Source organism: Desulfuromonas sp. KJ2020 (assembly GCF_024197615.1).
Taxonomy (GTDB): domain Bacteria; phylum Desulfobacterota; class Desulfuromonadia; order Desulfuromonadales; family SZUA-540; genus SZUA-540.
The window spans coordinates 766,229-791,818 of the sequence record NZ_JAKUKE010000003.1; the positions used below are offsets into that span (position 1 = coordinate 766,229).

Annotated in this window: 30 protein-coding genes; 27 read left to right on the plus strand and 3 right to left on the minus strand. The window is 52.7% G+C overall.

Annotated elements, in window-relative coordinates:
* The first annotated feature begins 15 nt into the window (after nt 1-15).
* The 16 genes from leuD to MJO47_RS11970 all read left to right on the plus strand — a co-directional run bounded on the left by leuD (nt 16) and on the right by MJO47_RS11970 (nt 15,537).
* Entirely contained in the window at nt 16-552 is a 537-nt protein-coding gene (gene leuD / locus MJO47_RS11895) for a 3-isopropylmalate dehydratase small subunit (protein ID WP_253961344.1), read from the plus strand.
* Between the two features lie 268 nt (nt 553-820).
* Nucleotides 821-1,909, plus strand: coding sequence for a 3-isopropylmalate dehydrogenase (gene leuB / locus MJO47_RS11900; RefSeq protein ID WP_253961345.1), 1,089 nt, complete (start codon nt 821-823; stop codon nt 1,907-1,909).
* Nucleotides 1,910-1,968: 59 nt separating this feature from the next.
* Nucleotides 1,969-3,066, plus strand: coding sequence for an aspartate-semialdehyde dehydrogenase (gene asd / locus MJO47_RS11905; protein WP_253961346.1), 1,098 nt, complete (start codon nt 1,969-1,971; stop codon nt 3,064-3,066).
* Nucleotides 3,067-3,129: 63 nt separating this feature from the next.
* Entirely contained in the window at nt 3,130-4,131 is a 1,002-nt protein-coding gene (locus MJO47_RS11910) for an aspartate-semialdehyde dehydrogenase (RefSeq protein WP_371926700.1), read from the plus strand.
* Nucleotides 4,132-4,205: 74 nt separating this feature from the next.
* On the plus strand, nt 4,206-5,015 hold the full coding sequence (gene truA / locus MJO47_RS11915) for a tRNA pseudouridine(38-40) synthase TruA (RefSeq protein ID WP_253961347.1): 810 nt from the start codon (nt 4,206-4,208) through the stop codon (nt 5,013-5,015).
* Between the two features lie 41 nt (nt 5,016-5,056).
* On the plus strand, nt 5,057-5,509 hold the full coding sequence (locus tag MJO47_RS11920; protein ID WP_253961348.1) for a universal stress protein: 453 nt from the start codon (nt 5,057-5,059) through the stop codon (nt 5,507-5,509).
* A 130-nt stretch (nt 5,510-5,639) separates the two neighbouring features.
* On the plus strand, nt 5,640-6,068 hold the full coding sequence (gene rplM, locus MJO47_RS11925; protein WP_253961349.1) for a 50S ribosomal protein L13: 429 nt from the start codon (nt 5,640-5,642) through the stop codon (nt 6,066-6,068).
* Between the two features lie 21 nt (nt 6,069-6,089).
* Nucleotides 6,090-6,482 carry a 30S ribosomal protein S9 gene (gene rpsI / locus MJO47_RS11930; RefSeq protein ID WP_253961350.1) on the plus strand — a complete coding sequence of 131 codons (393 nt, stop codon included), beginning with the start codon at nt 6,090-6,092 and terminating at the stop codon, nt 6,480-6,482.
* A gap of 86 nt (nt 6,483-6,568) precedes the next feature.
* A complete protein-coding gene (argC, locus tag MJO47_RS11935) occupies nt 6,569-7,603 on the plus strand; it encodes an N-acetyl-gamma-glutamyl-phosphate reductase (RefSeq protein ID WP_253961351.1) in 1,035 nt (344 codons plus the stop codon).
* Between the two features lie 162 nt (nt 7,604-7,765).
* A complete protein-coding gene (locus MJO47_RS11940; protein WP_253961352.1) occupies nt 7,766-8,506 on the plus strand; it encodes a TlyA family RNA methyltransferase in 741 nt (246 codons plus the stop codon).
* On the plus strand, nt 8,506-9,285 hold the full coding sequence (locus MJO47_RS11945) for an SAM-dependent methyltransferase (protein ID WP_253961353.1): 780 nt from the start codon (nt 8,506-8,508) through the stop codon (nt 9,283-9,285). Before MJO47_RS11940 ends, MJO47_RS11945 begins: the two co-directional genes overlap by 1 nt.
* 11 nt (nt 9,286-9,296) lie before the next feature.
* Nucleotides 9,297-10,418, plus strand: coding sequence for a metallophosphoesterase (locus MJO47_RS11950; RefSeq protein ID WP_253961354.1), 1,122 nt, complete (start codon nt 9,297-9,299; stop codon nt 10,416-10,418).
* Nucleotides 10,419-10,427: 9 nt separating this feature from the next.
* On the plus strand, nt 10,428-12,647 hold the full coding sequence (locus MJO47_RS11955; RefSeq protein ID WP_253961355.1) for an ATP-binding protein: 2,220 nt from the start codon (nt 10,428-10,430) through the stop codon (nt 12,645-12,647).
* Nucleotides 12,622-12,969 carry a histidine triad nucleotide-binding protein gene (locus MJO47_RS11960; protein ID WP_253961356.1) on the plus strand — a complete coding sequence of 116 codons (348 nt, stop codon included), beginning with the start codon at nt 12,622-12,624 and terminating at the stop codon, nt 12,967-12,969. The genes MJO47_RS11955 and MJO47_RS11960 overlap by 26 nt, the downstream gene beginning before the upstream one ends.
* 89 nt (nt 12,970-13,058) lie before the next feature.
* On the plus strand, nt 13,059-14,504 hold the full coding sequence (locus MJO47_RS11965) for an HD domain-containing protein (RefSeq protein ID WP_253961357.1): 1,446 nt from the start codon (nt 13,059-13,061) through the stop codon (nt 14,502-14,504).
* On the plus strand, nt 14,497-15,537 hold the full coding sequence (locus MJO47_RS11970; RefSeq protein ID WP_253961358.1) for a polysaccharide deacetylase family protein: 1,041 nt from the start codon (nt 14,497-14,499) through the stop codon (nt 15,535-15,537). The genes MJO47_RS11965 and MJO47_RS11970 overlap by 8 nt, the downstream gene beginning before the upstream one ends.
* Before the next feature lie 22 nt (nt 15,538-15,559).
* Here the strand turns inward: MJO47_RS11970 and MJO47_RS11975 are convergent, their stop codons facing one another.
* Entirely contained in the window at nt 15,560-16,471 is a 912-nt protein-coding gene (locus MJO47_RS11975; protein ID WP_253961359.1) for a glucosaminidase domain-containing protein, read from the minus strand.
* Nucleotides 16,472-16,592: 121 nt separating this feature from the next.
* Between MJO47_RS11975 and MJO47_RS11980 the strand changes: the two genes are divergently transcribed.
* The 3 genes from MJO47_RS11980 (at nt 16,593) to MJO47_RS11990 (ending at nt 17,751) form a co-directional block, all read left to right on the plus strand.
* Nucleotides 16,593-17,009, plus strand: coding sequence for a secondary thiamine-phosphate synthase enzyme YjbQ (locus tag MJO47_RS11980; RefSeq protein WP_253961360.1), 417 nt, complete (start codon nt 16,593-16,595; stop codon nt 17,007-17,009).
* Between the two features lie 7 nt (nt 17,010-17,016).
* Complete coding sequence (locus MJO47_RS11985; protein ID WP_253961361.1) at nt 17,017-17,181, plus strand: hypothetical protein; 165 nt, start codon at nt 17,017-17,019, stop codon at nt 17,179-17,181.
* A gap of 141 nt (nt 17,182-17,322) precedes the next feature.
* Entirely contained in the window at nt 17,323-17,751 is a 429-nt protein-coding gene (locus tag MJO47_RS11990; RefSeq protein ID WP_253961362.1) for a hypothetical protein, read from the plus strand.
* A 17-nt stretch (nt 17,752-17,768) separates the two neighbouring features.
* Here the strand turns inward: MJO47_RS11990 and MJO47_RS11995 are convergent, their stop codons facing one another.
* Both MJO47_RS11995 and mazG read right to left on the minus strand, forming a co-directional pair.
* A complete protein-coding gene (locus MJO47_RS11995) occupies nt 17,769-18,164 on the minus strand; it encodes an FxsA family protein (RefSeq protein WP_253961363.1) in 396 nt (131 codons plus the stop codon).
* Nucleotides 18,165-18,428: 264 nt separating this feature from the next.
* Nucleotides 18,429-19,124: a nucleoside triphosphate pyrophosphohydrolase gene (gene mazG, locus MJO47_RS12000; protein ID WP_253961364.1), complete on the minus strand. Its 696-nt coding sequence runs from the start codon at nt 19,122-19,124 to the stop codon at nt 18,429-18,431.
* A gap of 199 nt (nt 19,125-19,323) precedes the next feature.
* On the opposite strand from mazG, the gene MJO47_RS12005 reads away from it, so the two are divergent.
* From MJO47_RS12005 to fabF, 8 genes are all read left to right on the plus strand, one after another.
* Complete coding sequence (locus MJO47_RS12005; RefSeq protein WP_253961365.1) at nt 19,324-19,872, plus strand: DUF177 domain-containing protein; 549 nt, start codon at nt 19,324-19,326, stop codon at nt 19,870-19,872.
* Between the two features lie 76 nt (nt 19,873-19,948).
* The gene (rpmF, locus tag MJO47_RS12010) at nt 19,949-20,128 is read left to right on the plus strand and encodes a 50S ribosomal protein L32 (RefSeq protein ID WP_253961366.1); all 180 of its coding nucleotides are present in this window, start codon (nt 19,949-19,951) and stop codon (nt 20,126-20,128) included.
* Between the two features lie 18 nt (nt 20,129-20,146).
* The gene (gene plsX / locus MJO47_RS12015) at nt 20,147-21,163 is read left to right on the plus strand and encodes a phosphate acyltransferase PlsX (protein WP_253961886.1); all 1,017 of its coding nucleotides are present in this window, start codon (nt 20,147-20,149) and stop codon (nt 21,161-21,163) included.
* A 47-nt stretch (nt 21,164-21,210) separates the two neighbouring features.
* Nucleotides 21,211-22,191 carry a beta-ketoacyl-ACP synthase III gene (locus tag MJO47_RS12020; protein WP_253961367.1) on the plus strand — a complete coding sequence of 327 codons (981 nt, stop codon included), beginning with the start codon at nt 21,211-21,213 and terminating at the stop codon, nt 22,189-22,191.
* 30 nt (nt 22,192-22,221) lie between these two features.
* Nucleotides 22,222-23,148: an ACP S-malonyltransferase gene (gene fabD / locus MJO47_RS12025; RefSeq protein ID WP_253961368.1), complete on the plus strand. Its 927-nt coding sequence runs from the start codon at nt 22,222-22,224 to the stop codon at nt 23,146-23,148.
* A gap of 8 nt (nt 23,149-23,156) precedes the next feature.
* Nucleotides 23,157-23,894, plus strand: a complete 738-nt coding sequence (gene fabG / locus MJO47_RS12030; RefSeq protein ID WP_253961369.1) for a 3-oxoacyl-[acyl-carrier-protein] reductase — start codon at nt 23,157-23,159, stop codon at nt 23,892-23,894.
* A gap of 68 nt (nt 23,895-23,962) precedes the next feature.
* Nucleotides 23,963-24,196 carry an acyl carrier protein gene (acpP, locus tag MJO47_RS12035; RefSeq protein WP_155876248.1) on the plus strand — a complete coding sequence of 78 codons (234 nt, stop codon included), beginning with the start codon at nt 23,963-23,965 and terminating at the stop codon, nt 24,194-24,196.
* A 154-nt stretch (nt 24,197-24,350) separates the two neighbouring features.
* Nucleotides 24,351-25,583 (plus strand): beta-ketoacyl-ACP synthase II, encoded by a 1,233-nt coding sequence (fabF, locus tag MJO47_RS12040; protein ID WP_253961370.1) that lies wholly within the window; start codon nt 24,351-24,353, stop codon nt 25,581-25,583.
* Nucleotides 25,584-25,590 lie beyond the last annotated feature (7 nt).

Genomic DNA, 25,590 nt, shown 5'->3' on the forward strand with positions numbered 1-25,590 from the left:
TTGTGAGGTTTTCGAATGAATGGTAAAAAAGTTTTTGAAGGACCGGCCATTTTTCTGGATCGGTCCGATATCAATACCGACGAAATCATCCCGGCCAAATATCTGACAGAGGTCACCAAGGAGGCTCTGCAGCCTTACATGCTGGAAGACCTCAAGCTTGAAGGCTTCGATCCCAAGGGCGACAAGCTTCGTAATGCGCGCGTTGTCGTGAGCCGGGAAAATTTCGGCTGTGGGTCGTCGCGTGAGCATGCGCCCTGGGTTTTTGAAGTCAACGGGGTGCACACCATCATCGCCGAAAGTTATGCCCGGATTTTTCGGCAAAATATGTTCAATGGCGGTATGCTGGCCATTGAACTGCCCAAGGCTGACCTTGACCGGCTTTTTGATCTGGAGAAAAAGGGAGAAGTCACCATTTCCGTCGATTTGAAATCGCAGACGATCACCGCGGCGACGGCGGTCACGACGGAAGCCTTCTCGTTTGAAATTTCTCCTTTTGACAAGGCGTTGGTTGAGGCCGGGGGATGGGTTGAATTTGCGGATGCGCGCTATTAAGTGATTTGGCTGCCTGACTGCATGGAGGCCGGGCTTAGCCCGGCCTTTTTTGCGCAGGTGCCCTCGGAGGTCTTTTGGGGGGTGACATGGGTGTGCCGAGTGTGGCATAATTGGTGTGTCATATATGGCTCAAAAAGGTGGCCCGATCCAGGGACTCTCTAAAAAGAGTTTGACAATGAACGGGGGCTACCTATATTTTGCCTTTCGAACCTATCGAATTTTAACTGGTTTTTATTCTGTTGAATATATTTGAAGGAGATTGACGCATATGTCCAAAGAATTCAAAATTGCCGTTTTGCCTGGAGACGGGATTGGTCCTGAAGTGATGGAAGAGGCCCTGAAGGTGCTTGACGCGGTTGAGAAGAAGTTTGAGGTCCGTTTCGAGCGTGCCTTTGCCAACGTCGGAGGTGCCGGCATAGACAACGAAGGCAAGGCCCTGCCCGCCACCACGGTCGATCTCTGCAAGGCGTCGGATGCCATCTTGTTCGGTAGTGTCGGCGGCCCCAAGTGGGAATCGTTGCCGCCGGATGAACAGCCCGAGCGAGGTGCTCTGCTCCCTCTGCGTAAAATTTTCGGTCTTTATGCCAATCTGCGTCCGGCCATCATCTTCCCGGCCTTGACCGGGGCCTCCAGTCTCAAGGAAGAGGTCATCGAGGGGGGCTTTAATGTCCTGGTGGTGCGCGAATTGACCGGGGGCATCTATTTTTCCCAGCCCAAGGGTATTGAGGGGGCAGGGGATGATCGGGTCGGTGTCGATACGATGCGATATTCCGTTCCCGAGATTGAGCGCATTGCGCATGTGGCTTTCCAGGCGGCGCAGAAGCGGGGCAAGAAACTGTGCTCTATCGATAAAGCCAACGTGTTATCTACCTCTGTCCTCTGGCGTGAGGTCGTTATCGGTATCGCCAAGCAGTATCCCGATGTCGAATTGAGCCATATGTATGTGGATAATGCGGCCATGCAGCTTGTGCGCTGGCCCAAGCAGTTTGACGTGCTGCTTTGTGAAAACATGTTCGGTGATATCCTGTCCGATGAAGCGGCCATGCTGACCGGCTCTCTTGGCATGCTGCCTTCGGCTTCGCTCGCGGAAGGCTCCTTCGGCATGTACGAGCCGTCCGGCGGCAGCGCTCCCGATATTGCCGGTCAGGGCGTGGCCAATCCCATCGCCCAGATCCTTTCGGCTGCGATGATGCTGCGTTATTCCTTCGGGTTGACAGACGCAGCAGAAGCCATTGAGTCGGCCGTGGAGAAGGTTCTTGAGCAGGGATACCGTACCCGCGACATTTACCAGAAAAAAGCCAATGAAAAACTGGTCAATACCAAGGAGATCGGTGACGCGATCGTCGCCGCTCTATAGGGCATCCACCCGGAGCGGCAATTGTTGAAACCCTATTTGTTATCAGAAGGAATACTCGTATGAAAGTCGGTCTTATCGGTTGGCGTGGCATGGTCGGCTCGGTCCTTATGCAGCGCATGCAGGAGGAGGATGATTTCTCCGGCATCGAGCCCGTTTTCTTCTCAACTTCCCAGGCGGGAGCGCCCGCTCCCATGGGGGCTGGCACCCTGAAAAATGCGGATGATATCGATGAACTAAAAAAACTCGATGTCATTCTGACCTGTCAGGGCGGAGACTACACCAAGGCCATACACCCCCAATTGCGTCAGGCTGGCTGGAAGGGGTACTGGATCGACGCGGCCAGTAGCCTGCGTATGGAAAAAGATGCGGTCATCATTCTTGATCCCGTCAACCGCAATGTGATCGACCAGGCCCTGGTCAACGGACAGAAAGATTTTATCGGCGGCAACTGTACCGTCAGTCTCATGCTGATGGCGCTGGGAGGACTGTTCCGGGCCGGTCTGGTCGAGTGGTTGACCTCCATGACCTATCAGGCGGCCTCCGGCGCCGGCGCCCCCAATATGCGTGAATTGCTCAGTCAAATGGGCGCTCTGCATGGAACGGTGGCGCCCCTGCTCCAGGACCCGGCCTCTGCCATTCTCGATATTGATCGCCAGGTGACTGCGGCGCTGCGTGACGGCACCCTGCCAACCAAAGAGTTTGGTTATCCCCTGGCCGGCAGCCTCCTGCCCTGGATTGATCGGGAGGTAGAGGACGGGCAAAGTCGCGAGGAGTGGAAAGGCTATGCCGAAACCAATAAGATTCTGGGAACCCAGCAGCCCATTGCGATTGACGGCATCTGTGTTCGTGTGGGCGCCATGCGCTGTCACAGTCAGGCCCTGACGATCCGCCTGACCAAGGATGTGCCGATGGCTGACATTGAAGCCCTCATAAAGAACGACAACGATTGGGTCAAGCTGGTGCCCAACACCAAGGCTGACTCGCTGGAGCAATTGACCCCGACAGCTGTTTCGGGGACCCTGTCCATACCTGTTGGCCGCCTGCGCAAAATGAAGATGGGGCCCCAGTACCTGTCGGCCTTCACTTGTGGCGATCAGCTTTTGTGGGGAGCGGCGGAGCCGCTGCGGCGTATGCTTCGCATTCTTCGTGAACAGTGATTCCGACCGGTGAGTCGACTGACCCTGGACTAAAGGAGAGGACTTATTCCTAAAACATGGAACATCGCCATTGTTGGTGCAACGGGAGCCGTCGGTTCTCAGCTCCTTGAGATTCTTGACGAACGGAAATTTCCGGTTCAGTCCGTGCGTCTGCTGGCCAGTGAGGCGAGTGCGGGCGAAATCCTTGATTTCCAGGACAAGCCTGTGGTCGTGGAGGCGCTGGCGGCGACCTCCTTTTCCGGCACGGATATGGTCTTTTTCGCCGCCAGCCGGGAGCTCAGTAAGGAATTCTGTCCTGTGGCCGTGGAGTCCGGCGCCCTGTGTATCGATCTCAGCGGTTACTGGGGTAGGGATGAAGAGGTGCCCCTGGTCGTTCCTGAGGTCAATCCTCAGGATCTTGGGCATTTTCGGTTAAAGGGTATTGTGGCCAGCCCTGACAGCAGCACCATCCCTCTTGTTATGGCCCTTAAGCCGTTGCAGGCTGCAGGCGGTATCCGGCGAGTTGTGGTTTCGGTTCTTCGCTCCGTCTCCGCTTTTGGTGTCAAGGGCATTGATGAGCTCAGGGGGCAGTCGGGGGAGCTTCTTAACGGTCGGCCGGCAGAGAGCAAGGTCTTCTCTCGCCAGGTTGCTTTTAACTGTTTTTCTCACAGTGCCGGCCTTATGCCCAATGGCTACACCGTTGACGAGATGAGCATCAGCCGGGAAACTAGAAAGATTTTGGCTTCTTCCGATCTTCAGGTCACGGCTACCAGCGTCACTGTGCCGATTTTCTATGGATGCAGTGAAATGGTCAATATCGAGTTGAAAGAAAAGATCGAACCTGGCAAGGTTCGTGAGCTCATGGCGCACGCAACTGGCCTGACAGTTTTTGACGATACTGCCCCGGGGGCCATCCTGACGCTGAACGATGCGGTTGGGCAGGACTCTATTCTGGTCGGTCGCATCCGGGCCGATGAGTCATCTGAATCGGTTCTGAATATGTGGCTCGTATCGGATAACCTCCGCAAGGGGGCGGCAACGAATGCTGTCCAGATTGCTGAGCTGCTTGTGAATGAGTATCTTTGAACTGGATTGAGTAGGACGTTTGAATCGAGAGGGGGCCGCTGGTCCCCTCTCCTTGTTTGGGGAGCTAGGGCGGTATGTCCGCAGGGATGGATGAAACTGAAAAACAGGTCAGGTTGGTCATCGAATATGATGGCACACGTTATGCCGGTTGGCAGGTTCAGCCTAATGGCACGGCCATTCAACAGGTCGTCGAAGAGGGACTTTTTGCTCTGCTTGGGCATCCTGTGCGCCTGGTCTCTTCCGGGCGAACTGACGCTGGGGTTCATGCTTTAGGCATGGTCGCCTGCTTCAAAACTTCAAGGGAGCTGCCAGAGAGAGCTTTTCGGGACGGGCTCAATCGCTACCTTCCGGAAGATATCGTGATTCGGCAGGCCAGTGTTGTCCCTTTGACTTTCCATCCCCGCTTTGACAGTCGCGGCAAATGGTATCGTTACACCCTGCATCTTTCGCCTGTACGCGCGGCTATCAATCGCCACACGTGTTGGACCATCAAAAAACCCCTTGACCTGCAGGCTATGAAGCAGGGCGCCTCTTTTCTGGTTGGGCGGCATGATTTTGCCTCCTTTCGGGCCTCCAACTGTGGGGCCAAAACGACGACTCGCGAAATTTTCTCCATCGATATCGTTCCGGATGAGCCGTTGCTCCATATCGATGTGAAGGGTGGCGGATTTCTTAAGTTCATGGTTCGCATCATCGTTGGCACTTTGGTCGAGATCGGGCTAGGCGCGCGACCCCATGAGGATATCCCTCAGCTCCTGATCCAGGGGAGTCGGGAACGTGCTGGCAAAACCGCCCCGCCACGTGGACTTTGTCTTATGGAAGTGTGGTACGGTAACCTCCCGCACCGTTTGGTGTCCTTGAAAAATACCGGGCCAAAGGTATAGTTTTTCAACGTCCGCATCTGACTGCTACCGGGGAGGCCGCGATGGATAATAAAATCAAAGTTCTGGTTCCCGTCGATTTTTCCAAATACAGCCTCGAAACGATTGATTTTGCGTTAAAACTTCGTCAATGGTCTGACACAGAGTATTGCCTTCTTCATGTGGTTGTGCACGACGATTTCAACAATTTTGCCACCGAGGTTCCGCCGCTACCGCCAAGCTTACAGAAACGCCTGGAAGATGCCTCGGAGGAACTGAGCAAAGAGGTTGAGCGGCTGAAAAAGGAAAACCCGGGGCTTCGCGTGGAAGGCAAAGTCGTCTCCGGCTTCCCTTTCAAGGAGATCTGTCGCATTGCCGAGGAAGAATATTTTCAGCTTATCGTCATCGGGACGCACGGACGGACCGGGCTGGCCCATCTGTTGATTGGCAGTACCGCCGAGCGGGTCGTTCAACATGCCCCCTGTCCCGTTTTAAGTATCAAACCCCGGGTTTTGTAAGTTGGCACTTCGGTGGTACCGGCGCCAGGTTCTGCCTTAAAAAAACATCTTGACAATAATCAGTCTTTTAGATAGCTTGTCGTCTCCTGTGAGCCCCGTAAAATCACAGTTATCCATAGAGAGGAACACGATGAGCACGCAAGTAGCCAAAAAAGAAGAGATTAAACGTAGCTGGTTTGTTATCGACCTCGAAGACAAGGTTTTGGGTCGTGCTGCAACCGAAATCGCCCGGATCCTTCGGGGCAAGCATAAGCCGGTTTTTACGCCCAGCGTGGATACTGGTGATTTTGTGATCGTTCTTAATGCGGACAAGGTGAAATTGACCGGCAATAAAATGGCCGATAAGTTTTACCACCGTCATACCGGCTATCCCGGTGGGCTTCGCTCCGTGAACGCTGAAAAGCTTCTCGCCAACAAGCCTGAGGAATTGATCAAAAAAGCTGTCAAAGGGATGTTGCCTAAAAACAAGCTTGGCCGGCAGATGTTCAGGAAGCTGAAAGTTTACGCTGGTTCTGATCACCCCCATGCAGCCCAACAGCCCAAAGAACTCGCTCTTTAAGGTTCATAGCAGGAGATAATAATGGCCGAGCAGAAATTTTACGCTACCGGTAAAAGGAAAACTTCCGTTGCACGCGTCTGGCTTACCCCCGGCAGTGGCAACATCACTATCAACAAACGTACTCTTGACGAATACTTTGGCCGCGAGACCTCCAAGATGGTCGTCCGCCAGCCTCTCGAACTGACCGACAACGTCGGCAAGTTCGATATCTCTGTCAATGTCAGCGGCGGCGGACCTTCCGGTCAAGCTGGTGCTATCAAGCACGGTATCACCAAGGCTCTTCTTGCCGTTGATGTCGAACTGCGTGGAGTCCTTAAGAAAGCCGGTTTCATTACCCGCGACAGCCGTATCAAGGAAAGAAAGAAATACGGACGGCGGGCAGCCCGTCGGAGCTTCCAGTTCTCCAAGCGTTAAGTCTATTACGTCAAAATTATTTGGCGCGATGTTCAGGGAAAGGAGAGGCCTGCGGGTTTCTCCTTTCTTCGTTTCAGGAGGAAGTTATGGTTAAGGTAGCGGTTGTTGGCGCCAGTGGCTATACGGGCGTTGAACTGATCCGGTTGTTGGCCGCCCATCCGGCCGTTGAGATCAGCTGTCTGACGTCAAGGCAGAATGTCGGGGAAGAGATTGCCTCTTTGTTCCCCTCCCTTATCGATCGAATTGGACAGATCTGCGATCCCGTCGATGTGGGTATTGTTCTGGATAAAGCCGACTTTATCTTTACTGCCCTTCCGCACCAGACCGCCATGGAAGTGGTGCCTGACTTCGTTCGTGCCGGCAAAAAGGTTGTTGATCTTTCGGCCGATTTCCGGCTTCGTGAGGTTGAAACCTACGAAGCCTGGTATCAGGCGCATTCATGTCCGGAACTCCTTGCCGAGGCGGTTTATGGTCTTCCCGAGCTCTATCGTGAAACCATAAAAAACGCCCAACTAATCGCCAATCCCGGCTGCTACCCGACAAGCGTGGCCCTCGCCCTTGCGCCCCTTCTCAAGGAAGGGGTGATCGATCCCTCCACGCTCATTGTTGACAGCAAATCTGGCGCCAGCGGGGCCGGACGCGGGGCCAAGGTGGGCTCGCTGTTCTGCGAGGTCAATGAGGGTTTCAAAGCTTACGGGGTTGGAAATCATCGACACACTCCCGAAATTGAACAGACGCTCACAGAGCTTGCAGGCCGTCCAGTGAGGCTGAATTTCACCCCTCATCTTCTTCCGTTGAACAGAGGCATTTTGTCGACGTGCTATGCCTCATCCACTGTTTCTCAGGCTTCGCATCTTTTGGAACTGTTTCAGGAATTCTACAAGGACGAACCTTTCGTCCGTATTCACCCGCAGGGTCAGTTCCCCGATGTCGCCTATGTTCGCGGCAGTAATTTTTGCAATATCGGGTTGCACGTTGACCCAAGGACGGCCAGGGTGATCGTGGTTTCCGTCATCGATAATTTGGTTAAGGGAGCAGCTGGTCAGGCTGTGCAGAATATGAATCTGATGATTGGTGAAAAGGAGACCCTTGGCCTGGAGGCTTTGCCTCTTTTCCCTTGAACATTCTTGTCCTGGTTTTTCAAGAAACCCAATGGCCTCCCTGTCGGAGGCCATTTTTTTTCACCGAACTGGCCCTGGTAGCCGCCTGTAAAACTGTTGCCGGGGGTTACCACGTGTGGTAGTTTAGCGTGATTCTGACAATGTGCGAGGTAGGTGTTTTTTTTGAATAAAAAAGAGCGTCTTGACAAATTGCTTGTTCAAAAAGGTCTGGTTTCTTCTCGAGAACGGGCACGTTCCTTAATTTTGGCAGGCAAGGTGGTTGTTGGTGACCACGCCGTCGACAAGGCCGGAACTCTAATTCCTGAAAACGCCGCTATCCGTTTGAAGGGAGAAGATATCCCCTATGTGTCCCGTGGTGGCCTTAAGCTGGAAAAAGCCTTGCACTCTTTCAATCTTTCGGTCGAGGGCGTTGTCGCTGTCGATGTGGGCGCCTCTACTGGAGGATTTACGGACTGCTTGCTCCAGCATGGCGCTGCCCGGGTCTACGCGGTCGATGTCGGTTACGGGCAACTGGCTTGGAAACTTCGGGAAGATGCACGGGTCATTAACCTGGAACGGACCAATATCCGTCATCTGGATTCGGCAGACCTGCCAGAACAGCCGGAGCTGGCAGTGGTTGACGCCTCCTTCATCTCTTTGGAAAAAGTTCTACCTTCGACGCTGAAACTTTTAACCCCCAAGGGTCGTGTTGTCGCTCTCATAAAACCTCAGTTTGAAGTTGGGAAGGGGGAGGTCGGCAAAGGCGGGGTTGTGCGCGATGAGCAAAAACAGCTGGGAGTTGTAGAGAAGATCACTCGCTATGTGGAAAACCTCAACTGCGAAGTTCTCGGTGTAACTGAAAGCCCGATTTTAGGCCCCAAGGGGAACAGGGAATTTCTTCTATTCTTCCAAAAAGGTGTCTGATGGTACAGGGACGCGCCTATTTTATCGGTGCTGGTCCTGGGGATCCCGCCTTGCTCACTCTGATGGGGGCCGCAGCTCTTGACCGTTGCCAAGCTGCTTTTGTTGTGCCACCCTATGACCAGACCTATCGTAGCTATCTTGCAGGCAAGACTCTATTTATCCCTTTTGCCTGGGATTTTATTCCGCTGCGCGAGAAAGTTTTGGAGTTGCTGCAGTCGGGCAATGTCGCCTTCCTGGTTCCTGGTGACTTATCCGTTTTTTGTCCCTTTCAGCCTTTGCTGGAAGCGTTGGGTTCTCACGCGGAGGTCATCCCTGGTGTCGCTGTCATGAACGCGGCCTCCGCACTCCTTAAAAAGACGCTGACGGCAGGCCATCGCAATCCGAGGGTTATTCAGCTTTCAACCAGGCTGATGGAGGGGGCTGACCAACCTTTTGGCAATCTGACCGAAGAGTCGACCCTGGTTGTCTATATGAACACCTGGCCGGCAGTGGAGTTGGGACGTCGCCTGCGGCAAGGTTTTGGAAAAGATATCCCCGTCGCTGTATTTCATCGACTGGGGATGCCCGGTGAAACGGTGCTGAAGGGAACTCTCAAAGACCTTGAGTCTCTCGGCGGCCCCTGGTCCTTTTTGCAGGAATTGTCCAGAGAAGAGGCCTCCTTGACCCTCATCATGGCCGGTGCAAGCCTGTCTGCCTGTCCGGATGGGAGCTGGTGGGATCATAAACGCGAACAATCCTGGCGACATCGTTATGGTTCGCCTGAAACCTGCAACTTCTGAGTGGAGCATCTGTGGATCTCAAGCTTCTGCATACCGCCGATATTCATCTCGACGCCTCTTTCCCTTCGCTGGGAAGCAAAGAGAGCATGCGTTGCAAAGATTTGCTGGATTGTTTTGATCGTTTGATCAACCTGGCCATCAAAAATGAGGTGCATCTTTTTGTCGTTGCCGGCGACCTTTTTGATCATCCCCGCCCGGTGGCCGCAGTGGTGGGTAGGGTTCAGGCTGGGGTGCAGCGGTTGTCGGATCGGGGTATCCTCCCTGTTCTGCTGCCAGGAACACATGACCACATTGTGGCTCCAGACAACGTCTACCACCGGGTCAGTTTTCCTGGTGCGGTGGTGCTCGACAACCCCAGGGTGGAGCAGCCTGTTTCCGTCTCCATTGCAGGGCGTGATGTTCACCTTTACGGCTTTGCTTATCATCCCCGCTACTCCGTCGATGCCTTGAGCGGAATGAAGAGGCGTTCACTCCCCGGTGTGCATCTCGGTCTGCTTCACGGTTCCCTCCAGGGGAGTCCTGAGTGGGAGCATCGTCCCAAGGACCTGCCCTTTAGCTTGGCGGACCTTAAGAGCTGGGGATTGGACTATGTTGCCCTCGGTCATTACCACAACTATGCTTTGTTACGGGAGGATGGCAAGACCTTGGCCTGTTACCCCGGCACGCCGGAAGGTCGCCGTTTCGGTGAAAATGGAAGCCGGCACTGTGCACTTGTTTCGCTCAAAAAGGACGAGGTGTCTGTAGAAGGGCTTGTCGTTAATAAGCGGACCCTGCATGAGGAGACCCTTGACCTTACAGGGATGAGCAGTGAAGACGAGATAACTGCTGCCGTACAGGGATTCGCCGACCCCAATCGTATCATGCGACTGACTTTGACGGGGGTTCTGGAGACGCCTATCGAAATCGAGCGTTTGCAGCAACGCTGCGAAGAAGAATTCTTCCATCTGGAATTACGGGATAAAACCGATCTTTTTGATAGCGCTCTGGTGCGGGAACTAGAAGAGGAAGACACGGTGCGAGGGCTGTTTGTCCGGCGTGTCCACCACCTGCTTCAAAAGGTGGCACCCGAGGAGACGCCAGTTCTGGAAGAGGCTCTCCGAGAAGTTCTGGTTCGTTTTTCCCGGGAACGTTGAGGCGGCAACATGATTCTCCGACAGGTAGATCTCAAACGTTTTGGCAAGTTCGATGAACGCTCCTTTGAGTTCCGGCGTGGGCTCAATATCGTTATCGGACCCAACGAAGCGGGCAAGTCCACTTTGATGGAAGCGGTTCCCGCCGCACTCTTCGGAGTTCGTGATAAGGATCGTTTCAAAAAGTGGGGAAGGGCGGCCGATTGCCAGGTTGCCATCGCTTTTGAAAGCGGGGATCGTTTTGTCCGGATTGAACGCAACCTTCTCACCGATAGGGTCCGTCTCAAGGAAACCGATGATCTTTATCAGGTCCTTTATGAATTTGAAGGGAAGGTCTCACCCCTGGGGAGATCTGCAGAGCGGCTTGAGTATTTTTCCCGGCTGGCTCAATTTATCCCGGTTATAGAAAACGATCTTTTTCGTGCCTCCGTTTTTTTTGGGCAGGGGCGTCTGGAACTGGACGGTAAGAGCGGGATTGGAGACCGGATCAAGGCCCTCCTTTCCGGCTATCTCGATATCGACTATGATCGCGTGCTGTCAGGCCTGCATGACGATTATTTCTTTATCACCCGGGAGAACCCCTGGGGAAAAGACAAAACCCTCGACCGTGACCTGGAACAGACCAAGACACGCCTGAATGAAGTCGGCCAGCAGAGGGAAGCCCTCCATAAAATCGTGGCGGATATGGTGGAGATTCGACAGCGGATTCGCGAGATGCAGGACTCCATCCAAAATGACAGGACGAATTGTGTGCGAGGGCAAAAATATCTTGCCTACGTTCGTCAACAATGGCATCTCGACGAACAGCAGCGAAAGTTGCAGGAAGAATATGAGCGACTGAATCAGCAACACGACAAGGTTGTTGCTCTCTCCAGCAAAAGAGACGCTCTGCAGAATGAGCTTGATTCGCTGGGAGTCTCGGCCGAACTCGCCGATTCCCTTCCCATGCTGGTCAAAGAGGGGGAGGAAACCCGGCAAAGGCTTATCCAGTTGCAGGAAGATGGAAATGCGCTCCGACAGGAGTTGCTGGCGTGTGCCCCACCTTTGCGGCGATGGCCGATCCTGCTTACCGCCGTGGCTCTCCTTGCGGGAGCAGGGGGCAGCTGGTTGTTCCCGTTCCATTGGCCTTACGCATTGCTGATATCGATTCTTTTTATTTCCATGGCTTGGGCCTTGTACGTTTGGCGCAGTGGTACGCTAAAGGCCTACACTGAGGGTCTCAAAGGGCAGTTGCGCATCGTCGAACAAGGACGAGAGAAGGCCCAGATCCGGCTTGATGAGATCGATCGTATTCTGGAGGACGCAGGACAATCGCCCTTGAAGAAAGGGCAGGGGGCGCTTGAAGAAAAAGTCAGGCGACACAGTACGCTAAGAAAGGAGCTCGGTCAGGTCGAGGCGGCCCTGGATGTGCTTGAGAGCCTCGATGAACTGCACAAGGAAAAAGGTCGTCTGGCGAGAGAGTTGGCCATTGTGGCACAGCGCCTTGAGGAGAACCGCCCTCTCCGGGGGAAAAATCTCATTCCCCTGGAAGATCTGCCCCACGCCGAAGAGAAACTCAGGAGCCTGGAAAGCGCGGTTAAGGCCAGGGAAGAAGAGATCAAAGGCCTTTTGAGCCAGGATAAAGCCTGGTCAACCCAATTGGAGGAGTTGCCCCGGGTTGAAGCCGATGAAGCCAGGCTTATCAGGCGATATCGTTTTTTGAAGCATCGCAAAAAAGTACTGGCTACGGCGATCGAGCTGTTGTCCTCCTCGGTGGAGGAGTTTAGACGCACTTACCTGGAGCGCTTTCTTGCCGATATCACCAGGTATCTCGGGCTGATTTCCCTGGAGCACTATAAAGAAGTGGCCTGCGATGACAATTTTGAATTTTCCCTCAAGGTTCAGGGGCAGGGCTTCAAGCCTCTTGAGTTCTTCAGTCAGGGAACCCGAGACGCCGTTTTTCTGGCGATTCGCCTGGCGCTGAGTCGTCATTTGGCCAAAGGCAAAAAACTGCCGCTGCTGCTCGACGATCCCTTGGTCAATCTCGATCGCCATCGCCTCACCGACACGATAAAAGCTCTGGAAGCGCTGAGCGTCGAACATCAGGTTATCTTCTTCACCCACGATGAAAGCCTTCTGAAGAGGGCCACCCGTGATCGCTGGAATTGTGTTTCCCTGAATGAAGCCAGAACGGATAGCATAGCGAAAAATCCAGAAAGGAGCGAGAATGTCAACCAACTGTGTCTTCTGTAAGATTATTTCCGGAGAGATCCCCGGTAAAATTGTTTATCAGGACGATCTTGTGGTAGCGCTTCAGGATATCAATCCCCAGGCTCCCCATCATTATCTGCTTATGCCGAGAAAGCACATCGCTACCACTCTGGATTTGCAGGGGCAGGACGCGGAATGGTTGGGACATCTGTATCTGGTCGCGGGCAAACTGGCAAAGCAAGAAGGGTTTGCCGAAGACGGTTTTCGCATTGTCAATAATTGCAACGCCGCGGCCGGTCAGACCGTCTGGCATATCCATTTTCATCTTCTTGGCGGCAGGAACCTGTCCTGGCCACCGGGTTAGATGGGGTTCGGATTGTCAATTACGATGTTATCTGTGATATTCTAGATTAACTTTTCGAATAATTCCTGCAGTCGACGGAGCACCTTTTCTTGAATCAGCAAGAACAACGCATAGAAAAGCGCATGATTAACGAGATCATGGAGCTTCTGGTAACCCATTACGGGGGTGGCTTGAGTGACGAGGAGCTTGATGTAGGCATAGACTCCCTGCAGAAAGCCATTCAAGTCGCCAGAAGCTCCCATGCCGAGCAGGTGCGCAAATCAGGGGAACCTTATTTTTTTCATCCCCTGCGGGTCGCTCATATGGCTTCCCGGCATTGGATGGATTTTTCGTCCGTAATAGCCGCCATTCTTCATGATGTGGTGGAGGACACTCCCGTCACTTTAAACCAGATTGAAGGTGATTTCGGGGCCGAAGTGGCCCTGCTGGTCAACGGCCTGACCAAGGCGGCGGATGAAAAACTCAGTCGGGAAGCGCTTAAAGCAAAGACTTACCGCAAGCAGCTTCTCCTGGCTATGGAAGATGTACGGGTCCTCTGCCTCAAGTTCTGGGACCGCATGGACAACCTGCAGACAATTGCGGCGCTAAAACCCGAAAAACAGTCGCTGATTGCGGAAGAGACCCGCTCGGTGTACGTCCCGTTGGCCCGACATCTCGGGATGGGACATGTTGCGTCCGAGTTGGATGCCTTGTCGCTCGGTGTGCTCTATCCCCGGAGAGCGCAGCGATACAAACGGGCTGTCGAAGTGGTTAAGGCAGAGACCGAGGTTGATCTGAGAAAAATCCGCACTGAAATTATCCACGCCTTTGAGCATAACAAGGCACCCGTACTCCTCAAAGACCGCTGGCGACCTTTTTCCATATCTGGGGCGCAGGCCATAAGTCGAGGGTTCCCGACGGTCTATACCTTGGAAATTCAAGTCGACAAAACCACGGACGCTTATCTGGGGCTCGGTCTGCTGCACGGCCTTTACTATCCGATCCCAGGCAAACTCAGGGACCATCTGAGCGTGCCTTCCCAGTTTGGTTACCAGGCTTTGAAGACAACCGTACAGGCCCATCAGTATCGTATGCGTGTCGAGATCACGACGCGAAAACTGGCCCGATTCAATGAGTCCGGCGTCCTGGCCCCAGGTTTCGAGTTCAAAAAAGGCAATTTCCGCGACTTGATGCGCTCCTTTCTCGAAGGAGAGTCCGCTATTGACACGGATGCCTTTCGTCTCGCTTCTGCCTCCATTCAGGTCTATACTCCCAAAGGCGAGACACGGATTCTTCCCGAGGGAAGCAGTGCTCTCGATCTGGCTTTTGATATCCATGAAGACCTTGGATTGTGTGCTCTTCGAGCACGAATCAACGGAAAAACCCGTCTGCTCAAATCGCGCCTCATGGATGGTGACCAGGTCGAGATTGAACGAAGTGGCAAGCCGCAAGTTCTTCCTAAATGGCTGGAGTGGGCCATTACACCACGAGCCCGCAATGCCATCCGACGTTATTTGAGATCCAGGGTGCTTGAAGGAGGGCAGGGTGATGTCTAAAAGGTGGGCACAGAGGGTCCTGCCCTTGTTGTTTCTGCTGCTTTTTGTCGGACCGCCGCTGGCCTATTCTGCGACGGTTTTCGTTTACCACCGCTTCGGAGATGACCGCTATCCCTCCACCAACATCGCTCTCGATGTGTTCAGGTCCCAACTCGATCTGCTAAAAGCGCAAAGCTATACCGTAATGTCCTTGGGAGAAATCGTGGCTCATCTGGAGCGAGGCGAGGCCCTTCCTGAAAAAACGGCAGGTCTTACCGTTGACGACGCCTACCAGTCCTTTTTGACCGGGGCCTTGCCTCTGTTGCAGGAATATGGGTACAAGGCGACTCTTTTCGTCAACACCGATGCGGTCGGTGCCAAGGGCTATCTTTCCTGGGATGAACTGCGCGATATCTCCGCAGCAGGGATTGAAATTGGCAATCACTCAGCGTCTCACCCCTATATGGTCAACAGGAAAGAGGGAGAATCCGAAACCGCCTGGAAAGAGCGCATTCTTGCCGATATCCGCAAAGCACAAGACAAACTGAAACTTGAACTGGATGCCGAGCCCCAGCTTTTGGCTTATCCCTATGGTGAATATTCGCCGGAAATAATTGAAATCGTTGCCGGCCTTAATTTTAGAGGGGCGGCTGCTCAGCAGTCGGGTGTTATTGATATGGGAGCGGACAGATTTACCCTGCCTCGTTTCCCCATGGGTGGGCCTTATGCCACCCTGGACGGTTTTGCCGAAAAACTACCCATGAAGGCGCTGCCCCTCAAGGTGGTGTCTCCTGCAAGCCCGGTAATTGAGGAAGAGGATCCGCCGCTGCTGATTGTTGATATCGAAGAAGGTGCGATAGACCTGTCAAGGCTGCGCTGTTTTGTCCAAGGACAGCCAGAAGCGACCATCAGGCCCGATCCAGAAGTGACAGGGAGATATCGCATTCAGGCCAGGGAACCTCTGTCGGGACGGCGCAACAAATACACGCTCACGGCGCCAGGTAAAAAAGACGGCCGGTGGTACTGGTTCAGTCAGTTATGGATCAAGAGGTAGCTGCCGGGAATGAAAAGAAAAATCAGGATTTTCTGAGAGTGGCTGTGGATAAGCGGGAAAGACGGTTCAGCCGGATCATGGTTTTAATGTCTTCGATGTAGGCATCGCCCCTTTCAGAGTAGCGCTCCAGGCCTGTGGCCAGATCAATGCCTTTAGGAGAAATCCCAGCGTCTCTCAACTTGGCCCTCTTCTCCCGCAAACTACGGTAGGCCCAATGCGTGTTGATATTGGTCATATACGATTGCAGGGATTCGTATATCGAATCGAAGCGACGTACTTCGTAGGTCGCCCCATCGGGACGATCTTTGGGGATGAGTCCCGTTCCGGGCGTGAAAGTCCATTCACCAAACAGGTTGTTGCCCATTTGGGCGAAACGAGAGGTGCCATAGCCCGATTCGGTTGCCGCCTGAGCCAAAACCAGCGATGGGGGTAGAATATCGACTCTCATCCGCAGATTGTCGCGAGCCTTGCTGCTGGATAAGATGTCTCCCTTGATCTTGTATTTCCGAGCCAGTACCGAAAGAAAATTTTTCTGCTCTTCAGATAAGGGTTGATCTGCGTCCAGGGCCTGATAGATGTCGAGAAGCAATTCCCTTTCCTGGGCAATTTCTTCGTTGATAATCAGCACCATCGGCAAAATGGATAGAAAAAAAAGGCGCTTTTTCTCACGAATGTCCTCGATGCCACTGAAATTATTAGGAATTGTTTTAAGAATAAAAGGTGGAACTCCTTGATCCAGGGTGTCCCAGTGGTAGTTGTTTTTCTCAAAAAAATGGCGCAGTTCCCCATGATCTACCATGGAGAACGTCTGTACATTGGCGGACTTGGGCAGGTAAGCGGAAGGATCAGTTTTCTGGCTTTCTACACATCCGGTTAACAGGATGAAAAAGAGCGGCACAGTTAGATTTTTCGCGATGTGGTGGAATGGAGCCATTGTTCACCTGTTTCATACTGTTATTCAAGACGGCTACATTTAACATAAACTTAACAGTTAAGGCAAGGTGTGCAAGGCTGGCAAGATATCCTAGCCACGACTAAGAGGAGTGCGATTCAAAGTGAAATCCTATCGTCACGAACTGTTGTTTGAGGTCCCCGCCAGGCGCGGATTTGTCAATATCACTCCGTATGTTCGTCAATGTCTTGAAAAAAGCGGGATTAGGGAAGGGCTCTGTCTCGTCAACGCCATGCATATAACGGCCTCGGTCTTCATCAACGATGATGAGAGGGGTTTGCATCAGGATTTCGAAAGCTGGCTTGAGAGGTTGGCGCCCTATGACCCGGCCGGATACAAGCATCATCAAACCGGTGAAGACAACGGCGACGCTCATCTCAAACGTTCTGTCATGGGGCGGGAAGTGACGATTGCTGTTACAGACGGAGAACTTGACTTTGGGCCATGGGAGCAGATTTTTTACGGTGAATTTGACGGCATGCGCCCCAAAAGAGTGCTGGTTAAAATCATAGGAGATTAGGTGGTTTATGGAGACGATTAAAACAGCTTCTTTTGAATATCTCATCGGCCTTGCCAAAAAAGAAACCGATGGGGGATATACCTTTACTCTGGATGGGGAATGTTATCGGATTCAAGATGTCCTCGAAATCTCCAGAATTGCAGAAAAACATGGTTATATAGTTATTTACTGAGACCCTGTTTCCTGTTTTTATCTTGTGATAAAAGCTCTTTTAAGTTATTGCAATATAAATACGAAAAAATATAGAAAAACGTTTTATTGTGTTGTAATATTTAAGTGCGTGCAGGTCAAATCTGTTGGAGAGGAGTTGCGCATGCCCTTTCTTGACAGTGGTTTTTCAAATCCGCAACTCGCTATGGGGATCTTTTCTCTCTATGTGTTCGCGGTATCGTCCGTTCGCTTGATGGCCGATAATGAATTTCCGCGCTTGACGGCTATGAAAAGGTCGTGGGGGAGAACCCATGGCCTTGTAATGCATTTTGTGGGCAATGTCGGCCTGCCCATGATTCTCGGTATTGTTTTTCTCTGTCAGGGTGTCGTTGGGGTTGGGCAAAAGAGGGGGGCGCTGGAGGGAGCTGAAAAAGCCCCCGAGTTGAACCGTCTGCTTGTATCCACTCTCCGGGATTTTTCTTTGCCGCCTGACTTTTTACTGCTCGATCCACGGCTCAATGCCTTGGCATTATCCTCCCTGGCTGAACTCAACCCTTCCGTCCTGGTGCACTGGGCCAGTCTCTGCCCATGATGGGCCCCTTCTGGGGCTCATTGCCTCCTGTAGATCTTTATGTTCCCCTCTGTCATATGGTTCTTTAGGTAGCTCAAAATTTTATTTTTAACAAATTTACGGGTCATCGGTGTCAATAAAATGAAACCGAGAAGGTCTGTGCAGAACCCGGGAGTCAGCAGGAGGATGCCCCCAACGAATATCAAGGCCGCATGGGCGAGGCTTTCGGCTGGCAGACGGTTTTGGTCTAGCGATTGACGAATGTCGACAAGAACCTGGAAACCTTGGGAGCGCGCCAGGTAGGCCCCGGCTATTCCTGTCATGATAATGAGGGCGATTGTTGGTAGAGGGCCAATGAGCTTTCCTGCCTCAAGCAGGACGTAGACCTCCATGATCGGGACAATGATGAAGATTAGCAAAAGCTTTATAAACATATCTCTCCGTTTTTCTCTTTTGATTGTTGAGGTTTGAGGAGGGGGTGATCTTTTGGGGCTCTTTTTGCCAACACATACCTAATGCATCGAAAATAAAGGGAAAAAAGATTGCACAAATAATAGGCAATACGCTATTTAACGGTTGAGTCCATTCACTGGAGGCAATATCCACAGGGGTGTGCACAAGTTGTCCACTGTTTGTGTGGAAAAGAAAGGGACCTGCCTGAAAGCTAAGAGTTTTTGGCAATGATAACCCGATGGGGTCTATTTTAAGCACGAAGACATGTAGCGGTTGGTTGCCATTCTGAGGGCCTCTTCCGGATCTACCTTAGAGGTGTAGCACAGCCTGGCCAAGGAAAAAAGAATCTCACCCAGTTCTGTTTCGGCCTGTTTCGGGTTGCCCTCCCTGTGGGTCGCCTTGAATTTTTCCAGTTTCCGCACCGCTTCGTCCCGGACTCTCACCTGATCCTGTGCCCCAATTTCTTTGGGACCTGTCTTTTCAAGGATTTTTATGGCGCGGGCCAGGGCTGGCAAGCTCGCGGGGATGCCTGAAAACTGGTGGGTGTTTTTATTCTTTTGGGCTTTCTCCTCGTTTTTGATGCGGTCCCATTGTGCTCTCAGGCTGGCGTGGTCTAGTTCCGCGCTTTTTTCGAACACGTGGGGGTGGCGTCGGATGAGTTTTTGGGATATTTCGTTGGCGACGTCCGCCAGGTTAAACAGACGTCTTTCTTCAAATATGCGCGCATGAAAGACGATCTGCATCAACAGGTCACCCAGCTCTTCCCGGATAGCGTCCGGTTCCCCGCTATCGATGGCTTCGAGAACTTCATAGGTCTCCTCCAGGAGAAAAGGTTTCAGGGAGTCAGATGTCTGTGCGGCATCCCAGGGGCAACCCTGGGGGGATCTTAGCGCTTCAATGATAGAGGCAAGGTGGTCGATAGCCTCGGCTGTTCTGGTCATCCGGGTTTGCCTTTCCCTTTAAAAATTAAAGATTCCTCGCTTTTGCCATAGCCTTTTGGGGCTGAATTAAAGGCTTGCAAAAAGAGAGGATATACGCTAATAAAAACTGCTTACTTGCTGCCCTTGAGGACTGTCTTTTCCCTTGACAAACCAAAGGCAGTCTTTATACTAACCGCTTTCTTGCAGCCAGGAAACCTTTTTGCTTATACATATCGACAACATAACTGAAGAGGGCCTTTCTCTTGAGTTTGCTGAACCAGCGGCTTCCTTTCCTGTTTTAGCAGATATGCAGCAGCAAAACGAGGTCTTGTTTCCGGGGCTTGTCCAGACCCGGTTAAATATTGCCTTGCTTGATGGCATGGTCAATGTGTCCGGGACCGTCAATGTAGAAGCTGTCTTTTATTGCAGTCGATGCTTGGGCGAATATAGGGCTCCCATCCATAGTTCTTTCGCTCTGACTTATGTCAAAGATCTCCCTGAGGTCGAAGGAGAGGGGGATGATGTCGAAATCTCTCCGGAAGACATGGGGTTGATGCTTTATTCTGGCGATACTATCGACCTGCGGGAAGCGGTTCAGCAGGAGGTGGTCATGGCATTGCCGCTACGTCCACTCTGTGCCACGGACTGCAAAGGGCTCTGCCCCAAATGTGGCGCCAATCTCAATCAGGAAGTCTGTTCCTGCGATAAAAGCGATTTCAGTCTAAAGTTTTCAGCCTTGAAAAATTTTAAAGTCGATAAAAAAAGTTAGAGGTCTGATCCTGTCAAAAAGGTGCCTTGAGCACGCAAAGAGCCGATGGGCTTGAATACAGAAGGAGAAATTGAAAATGGCTGTACCTAAGAAGAAAACTTCCAAATCCCAACGCGATATGCGCCGCGCCCACGATGCCCTGAGTGCACCTGGAATCTCGATCTGCCCCCAATGCAAGGAGCCGAAACAGCCTCACCGGGTTTGTGGTTCGTGTGGCACCTACAAGGGCAAGACGATCGTTGGTACTGAAGAGTAAGAGGTCTGATTGAAGTCTATTGTCGTAGCCGTTGATGCCATGGGGGGGGATAACGCTCCCCGGGTTGAAGTTGAGGGTGCCGTTGCTGCGGCAAGAAAATTTGGGATTTCCATTATTCTTGTCGGGGAATCGAATAGTCTCCAATCGGAATTAGGCAAGCATTCCGTCGAGGGATTGGATATTCGTATTCAGCACGCCAGTGAAGTTGTCGGGATGAGCGACTCGGCGTCCGATGCCGTCAGGAAGAAAAAAGACTCTTCCATACGTGTCGCTTTCAACCTGATTAAAAACGGTGAGGCCAGTGCTGTTGTCAGTGCGGGCAATTCCGGCGCCACTATGGCGGCCGGGATGTTTGTGCTTAAACGCATCGGTGGGATTGACCGCCCTGCAATAGCGACGATCGTCCCCAACCTTAATGACCAGACTCTGGTTCTGGACGTTGGTGGGAACGTTGACTGCAAACCACAGCATCTGGCCCAGTTCGCCCTTATGGGCGAAGTCTACTGTCGCAGCGTCCTTGGCAAGGAGCGCCCCAGGGTTGGTCTGCTCTCCAATGGGGAAGAGGAAAAGAAGGGGAACGAGTTGTCCCGAGAAGCGCATAAATTGCTCAGGACCGCTCCTTTTAACTATGTTGGATACGTAGAGGGTCGTGATATCTACAACGGCAAAGCGGACGTTGTTGTCTGCGACGGCTTTGTCGGAAACGTCGTCCTTAAGGTCTCCGAGGGATTGGTTGAGGCTGTAGGTACCATGCTCAAGAAGGAGATGACCAGCCGGTTTCTTGCCAAAATCGGCTTCCTTCTGGCCCGACCTGCCTTTAAGGCTTTCAAGAAAAAGGTGGACTATGCCGAATACGGTGGCGCTCCGCTGCTAGGGATCGACGGTGTCGGTATGATTTGCCATGGCGGCTCGAATCCTAAGGCCATTATGAATGCTATCAATATGGCTTGCGAGGCGGTGGCCAGCAAAACCAACGATAAGTTGGTAGCCCAACTTGAAAAAATCGAAATTCAAGCGGACAAAACAGACTTGTAGACAAAACGGTTGGACCCTGGTCATATCGGTGGGGGGGGAAGGTACAAATGAAAAATGTCAAAATCACGGGGACTGGATCTTATGTCCCTGATAAAGTTCTGACAAACTTTGATCTCGAGAAATTTCTGGATACCTCCGACGAATGGATTACCAGTCGAACCGGTATCCGTACCCGACACGTTGCCGCGGAACATGAAACGACCTCCGATCTAGCGACTGAGGCTTCCCGGCGTGCCTTGAGTATGGCCGGTATCCAGCCAGAGGAGATCGACATGATTATTGTCGGTACGATCACTGGAGACTACCCCTGGCCTGCCACCGCATGCGTCGTTCAACATAAACTGGGCCTTCGAAACTGCGCTGCCTATGACGTTTCGGCCGCTTGCAGCGGCTTCGTCTATGCCCTTGATGCCGCAGTTAGCCGGATAAAGTCCGGGGCTGGCTCCAAAGCTCTTGTCATTGGAGCCGAAGTGCTCACCCGCGCCGTTGACTGGGAAGATCGCAATACCTGCGTTTTGTTTGGCGATGGCGCCGGTGCTGTTGTTCTCGAAGCTTGCGATGAAGATAAGGGTATCCTCTCGACCCATCTGCACGCTGACGGTGCCTATGCGGAACTCCTCTATCAGCCTGGATTCGGATCTCGGAACCCAGCTTCGGAAGAGGGATTGAAGGCCCGCCTGCCTTATCTGAAAATGCAGGGGAACGAAGTTTTTAAAATTGCCGTCAGATCCCTGACCGAGGTGGCTTTCGAGGCTCTTGAGGCCAATGGGATGACGGCTGAAGACGTCGATCTCTTTATCCCCCACCAGGCCAATCAGCGCATACTCGATGCGACAGCTAAGCGCATTGGTTTTCGTGATGAGCAGGTTTACGTCAACGTCGATCGTTTCGGGAACACCTCGGGCGCATCGATACCCATTGCGCTGGATGAAGCCAATAGGGGAGGGAAGATACAGCCCGGAGATGTGGTTCTGCTTGATGCCTTCGGGGGCGGACTGACCTGGGGGGCTGCTCTAATCCGCTGGTAATTTCAGTACACAAAGTGAGATTTAACCATTATGGTTGCTTTGATTTTTCCCGGACAGGGATCTCAGTACGCCGGCATGGGGAAAGAGCTGGCCGAAAATTTTCCCGTTGCCAAACAGGTTTTTGAAGAGGCTGATGATGCTCTTCAATTCAAGATCTCTACCCTCTGTTTCCAGGGACCTGAAGAGGATCTGAAGCTTACTGCCAATACGCAGCCGGCGATCCTGACGACCAGTGTCGCCGCTCTTCGGGTCCTTGAGTCCGAACTGCATCTCACTCCGGCGTACCTCGCCGGCCATTCTCTGGGTGAATATTCGGCTCTCGTTGCTTCTGGCGCTCTGGCTTTCGCTGATGCGGTCAAGACGGTCCGTTCTCGTGGAATTTTCATGCAGGAAGCTGTCCCCGTCGGCACCGGCTCCATGGCCGCTATCCTCGGACTGGACGGTAAGGACCTTGAAGACGTCTGCCGTGAGGCCGCGCAGGGGGATGTCGTAGCGCCAGCCAACTTCAACAGCCCTGGCCAGGTCGTTATCGCCGGTCACGTTCAGGCTGTAGATCGTGCTATCACCCTGGCGAAGGAAAAGGGTGCCAAAAAGGCAATGCCTTTACCTGTGAGCGCTCCCTTTCATTGTTCCTTGATGATCCCCGCTGGACTCCGTCTGAAAGAGGTTCTTGATGACGTCAAGGTCTCTGCCATGAAAATGCCCGTGGTCAGCAATGTGGAGGCTCTGCCCAACCAGGATTATGCTCAAATCAAGGATCTTCTTGTCCGGCAGGTGAGTGCTCCTGTTCGTTGGGACGAGTCGGTACTTAAAATGGTTGATCTAGGCGTAGACCGTTTTGTCGAGGTGGGCCCGGGAAAGGTTCTTTCCGGGTTGGCCCGCCGCATTGCCAAAGGGATCCCTGTGGGGAATCTGGAAGACACTGTCAGCCTTAAAAATCTGCAGGCGAACTTCTAGGAGGCTATATGCTCAAAGATCGCGTTGGTATAGTTACAGGCGCGTCGCGGGGAATTGGACGTACAATCGCTCTTGCCATGGCAGCGGCCGGTGCTAAAGTGGTGGTGTCGGCTCGAAGTGCATCGGGAATTGAAGCTTTGTGCCGTGAAATTGAAGCTGGCGGTGGTTCCTGTGTGAGTGTCGTCGGTGATGTCGCTGTCACCGCCGACGCCGATCGTATAGTCGAGACTGCTGTCAGTCATTTTGGCCGACTGGACATCCTGGTCAATAATGCCGGTATTACCCGGGATGGGCTGCTGCTGCGCATGAAGGATGAAGATTGGGATGCGGTGCTTGACACCAACCTCAAAGGTGCTTTTCTCTGTACGCGCGCCGCAGCCAAGGTCATGACCAAACAGAAGTTCGGACGCATCATTAATATTTCATCCGTCGTGGGAGAAATGGGAAATCCCGGCCAGGCCAATTATTGTGCCAGTAAGGCAGGTCTCATTGGTCTTACGAAATCTGTAGCCAGGGAGTTGGCTCGAAGAAATATTACGGTCAATGCGATAACCCCGGGTTTCATTACCACGGACATGACCGAAGCTCTACCGGAAAAAACGCGCCAGGAATTGGCTGCGCAGATTCCGCTTGGCCGCCTTGGCGATGCCTCAGACATTGCGCAGGCTGTTAACTTTTTAGCATCGGATCACGCCGGTTACATCACAGGTCAAGTGCTTGGAATTAACGGCGGAATGTATATGTAGGTAGTCAGGAAGTACAAACACTTGTCCGGTCATCGATCGGCTTGAACAACAAAAAGGAGGAAAAGCAAATGGCTTCTATTGAAGAAAGAGTTAAACAGATTGTTGCTGAGCAGCTTGGTGTTGATGAGGACCAGGTAACCAACGATGCGTCTTTTATGGACGATCTCGGTGCTGACTCCCTCGATACCGTTGAACTGGTCATGGCTCTTGAAGAAGAGTTCGACGTTGAAATCTCCGACGAGGACGCTGAGAAGATCCAGACTGTTCAGGATGCGATCAGCTATATCAGCGAACAGGCCTAAGGTTCAGACAAGGGAGGAGAAAGTATCTCCTCCCTTGCTCTTTGCTCATGTACCAAAAGTCCGGTTTGGTGTCCGCGAAACCAATGCAGGACCCTGACTGCGAAGAACATCCCGCTGGTGGGTATAGTCGCCCTTACGGAGGAAGAGTATCATCATGCGTAGAGTCGTTGTGACAGGTGTCGGGGTTGTTTCCGCTCTTGGAACCGGGGTGGAAAAGAACTGGGATGCTTTGATAAACGGAAAATCCGGCATTGGTCGGATAACACGTTTCGACGCATCCGATTTGCCTACTCAAATTGCCGGCGAAGTCAAAGACTTTAATGCCGAAGATTTTATCGACAAAAAAGAAATTAAAAAGATGGACCTGTTCATTCAGTTCGCTCTGGGAGCGGCTGAACTGGCGATGCAGGATTCCGGACTTCAAATCACCGAGGACAACGCCGAACGCGTCGGGGTCCTGGTCGGAGCCGGCCTGGGCGGACTTCCCGCTATTGAAAAATATCATCAGGCCAGCCTGGAGGGAGGTTATAAGAAAATTTCTCCCTTCTTCATTCCAATGCTGATTATTAATCTGGCTCCTGGTCAGATTTCCATCAAATATGGCGCCAAGGGGCCCAATCTTTCCTCCGTTTCCGCTTGCGCGACAGGAACTCATTCGATTGGTGACGCCTTTCGCATGATCCAGCGGGGGGATGCTGACGCCATGATCGCTGGTGGTACAGAATCCACGATCACTCCGCTCGGGATCGGCGGATTCAATGTCATGAAGGCTCTTTCCACGCGTAATGAGGATCCTGCTGCAGCCAGCCGGCCCTTTGACAAGAATCGTGACGGTTTTGTTATGGCGGAAGGCGCCGGCATTCTTATTCTGGAAGAGTATGAAAGCGCCAAAAAGCGCGGGGCCAAAATTTACGCGGAAATATGCGGTTACGGTCTTACCGGTGACGCGTATCATTTGACGGCGCCCGCTCCGGGAGGCGAGGGCGCCGCCCGCTGTATCAAGATGGCCTTGTCTACTGCGGGCATCTCCGCGGATCAGGTGGACTACATCAACGCGCACGGAACCTCTACGCATTTCAACGATCTCTATGAAACGATGGCCATCAAGTCGGTTCTCGGCAACCACGCCAGCAAGGTTCTGATCAGCTCGACCAAGAGCATGACTGGCCATGCCCTTGGTGCTGCGGGGGGGATTGAAGCGGTTTACGCGTTGCTGGCCATGGAACGCGGGGTTGTACCTCCTACCATCAACTATGAGGAGCCTGATCCTGAGTGCGACCTAGACTATGTGCCGAATGAAGCGCGCAAGGCTGACGTCAAAGTCGCCCTGTCAAACTCTTTTGGATTCGGCGGCACCAACGCGACGCTGCTTTTTAAAAAAATATAACCACCGG

Excerpts from the sequence above, each read along its gene's own strand:
- argC (WP_253961351.1), top strand. The coding sequence starts at position 6,569 with ATGGTTAAGGTAGCGGTTGTTGGCGCCAGTGGCTATACGGGCGTTGAA.
- MJO47_RS11960 (WP_253961356.1), top strand. The coding sequence starts at position 12,622 with ATGTCAACCAACTGTGTCTTCTGTAAGATTATTTCCGGAGAGATCCCC.
- rpsI (WP_253961350.1), top strand. The coding sequence starts at position 6,090 with ATGGCCGAGCAGAAATTTTACGCTACCGGTAAAAGGAAAACTTCCGTT.
- truA (WP_253961347.1), top strand. The coding sequence starts at position 4,206 with ATGTCCGCAGGGATGGATGAAACTGAAAAACAGGTCAGGTTGGTCATC.
- leuB (WP_253961345.1), top strand. The coding sequence starts at position 821 with ATGTCCAAAGAATTCAAAATTGCCGTTTTGCCTGGAGACGGGATTGGT.
- MJO47_RS11985 (WP_253961361.1), top strand. The coding sequence starts at position 17,017 with ATGGAGACGATTAAAACAGCTTCTTTTGAATATCTCATCGGCCTTGCC.
- rpmF (WP_253961366.1), top strand. The coding sequence starts at position 19,949 with ATGGCTGTACCTAAGAAGAAAACTTCCAAATCCCAACGCGATATGCGC.
- asd (WP_253961346.1), top strand. The coding sequence starts at position 1,969 with ATGAAAGTCGGTCTTATCGGTTGGCGTGGCATGGTCGGCTCGGTCCTT.
- fabD (WP_253961368.1), top strand. The coding sequence starts at position 22,222 with ATGGTTGCTTTGATTTTTCCCGGACAGGGATCTCAGTACGCCGGCATG.
- fabF (WP_253961370.1), top strand. The coding sequence starts at position 24,351 with ATGCGTAGAGTCGTTGTGACAGGTGTCGGGGTTGTTTCCGCTCTTGGA.
- MJO47_RS11970 (WP_253961358.1), top strand. The coding sequence starts at position 14,497 with ATGTCTAAAAGGTGGGCACAGAGGGTCCTGCCCTTGTTGTTTCTGCTG.
- MJO47_RS12020 (WP_253961367.1), top strand. The coding sequence starts at position 21,211 with ATGAAAAATGTCAAAATCACGGGGACTGGATCTTATGTCCCTGATAAA.
- rplM (WP_253961349.1), top strand. The coding sequence starts at position 5,640 with ATGAGCACGCAAGTAGCCAAAAAAGAAGAGATTAAACGTAGCTGGTTT.
- MJO47_RS11990 (WP_253961362.1), top strand. The coding sequence starts at position 17,323 with ATGCCCTTTCTTGACAGTGGTTTTTCAAATCCGCAACTCGCTATGGGG.
- fabG (WP_253961369.1), top strand. The coding sequence starts at position 23,157 with ATGCTCAAAGATCGCGTTGGTATAGTTACAGGCGCGTCGCGGGGAATT.
- MJO47_RS11955 (WP_253961355.1), top strand. The coding sequence starts at position 10,428 with ATGATTCTCCGACAGGTAGATCTCAAACGTTTTGGCAAGTTCGATGAA.
- MJO47_RS11920 (WP_253961348.1), top strand. The coding sequence starts at position 5,057 with ATGGATAATAAAATCAAAGTTCTGGTTCCCGTCGATTTTTCCAAATAC.
- MJO47_RS11995 (WP_253961363.1), bottom strand. The coding sequence starts at position 18,164 with ATGTTTATAAAGCTTTTGCTAATCTTCATCATTGTCCCGATCATGGAG.
- MJO47_RS11975 (WP_253961359.1), bottom strand. The coding sequence starts at position 16,471 with ATGGCTCCATTCCACCACATCGCGAAAAATCTAACTGTGCCGCTCTTT.
- acpP (WP_155876248.1), top strand. The coding sequence starts at position 23,963 with ATGGCTTCTATTGAAGAAAGAGTTAAACAGATTGTTGCTGAGCAGCTT.
- leuD (WP_253961344.1), top strand. The coding sequence starts at position 16 with ATGAATGGTAAAAAAGTTTTTGAAGGACCGGCCATTTTTCTGGATCGG.
- MJO47_RS11945 (WP_253961353.1), top strand. The coding sequence starts at position 8,506 with ATGGTACAGGGACGCGCCTATTTTATCGGTGCTGGTCCTGGGGATCCC.
- mazG (WP_253961364.1), bottom strand. The coding sequence starts at position 19,124 with ATGACCAGAACAGCCGAGGCTATCGACCACCTTGCCTCTATCATTGAA.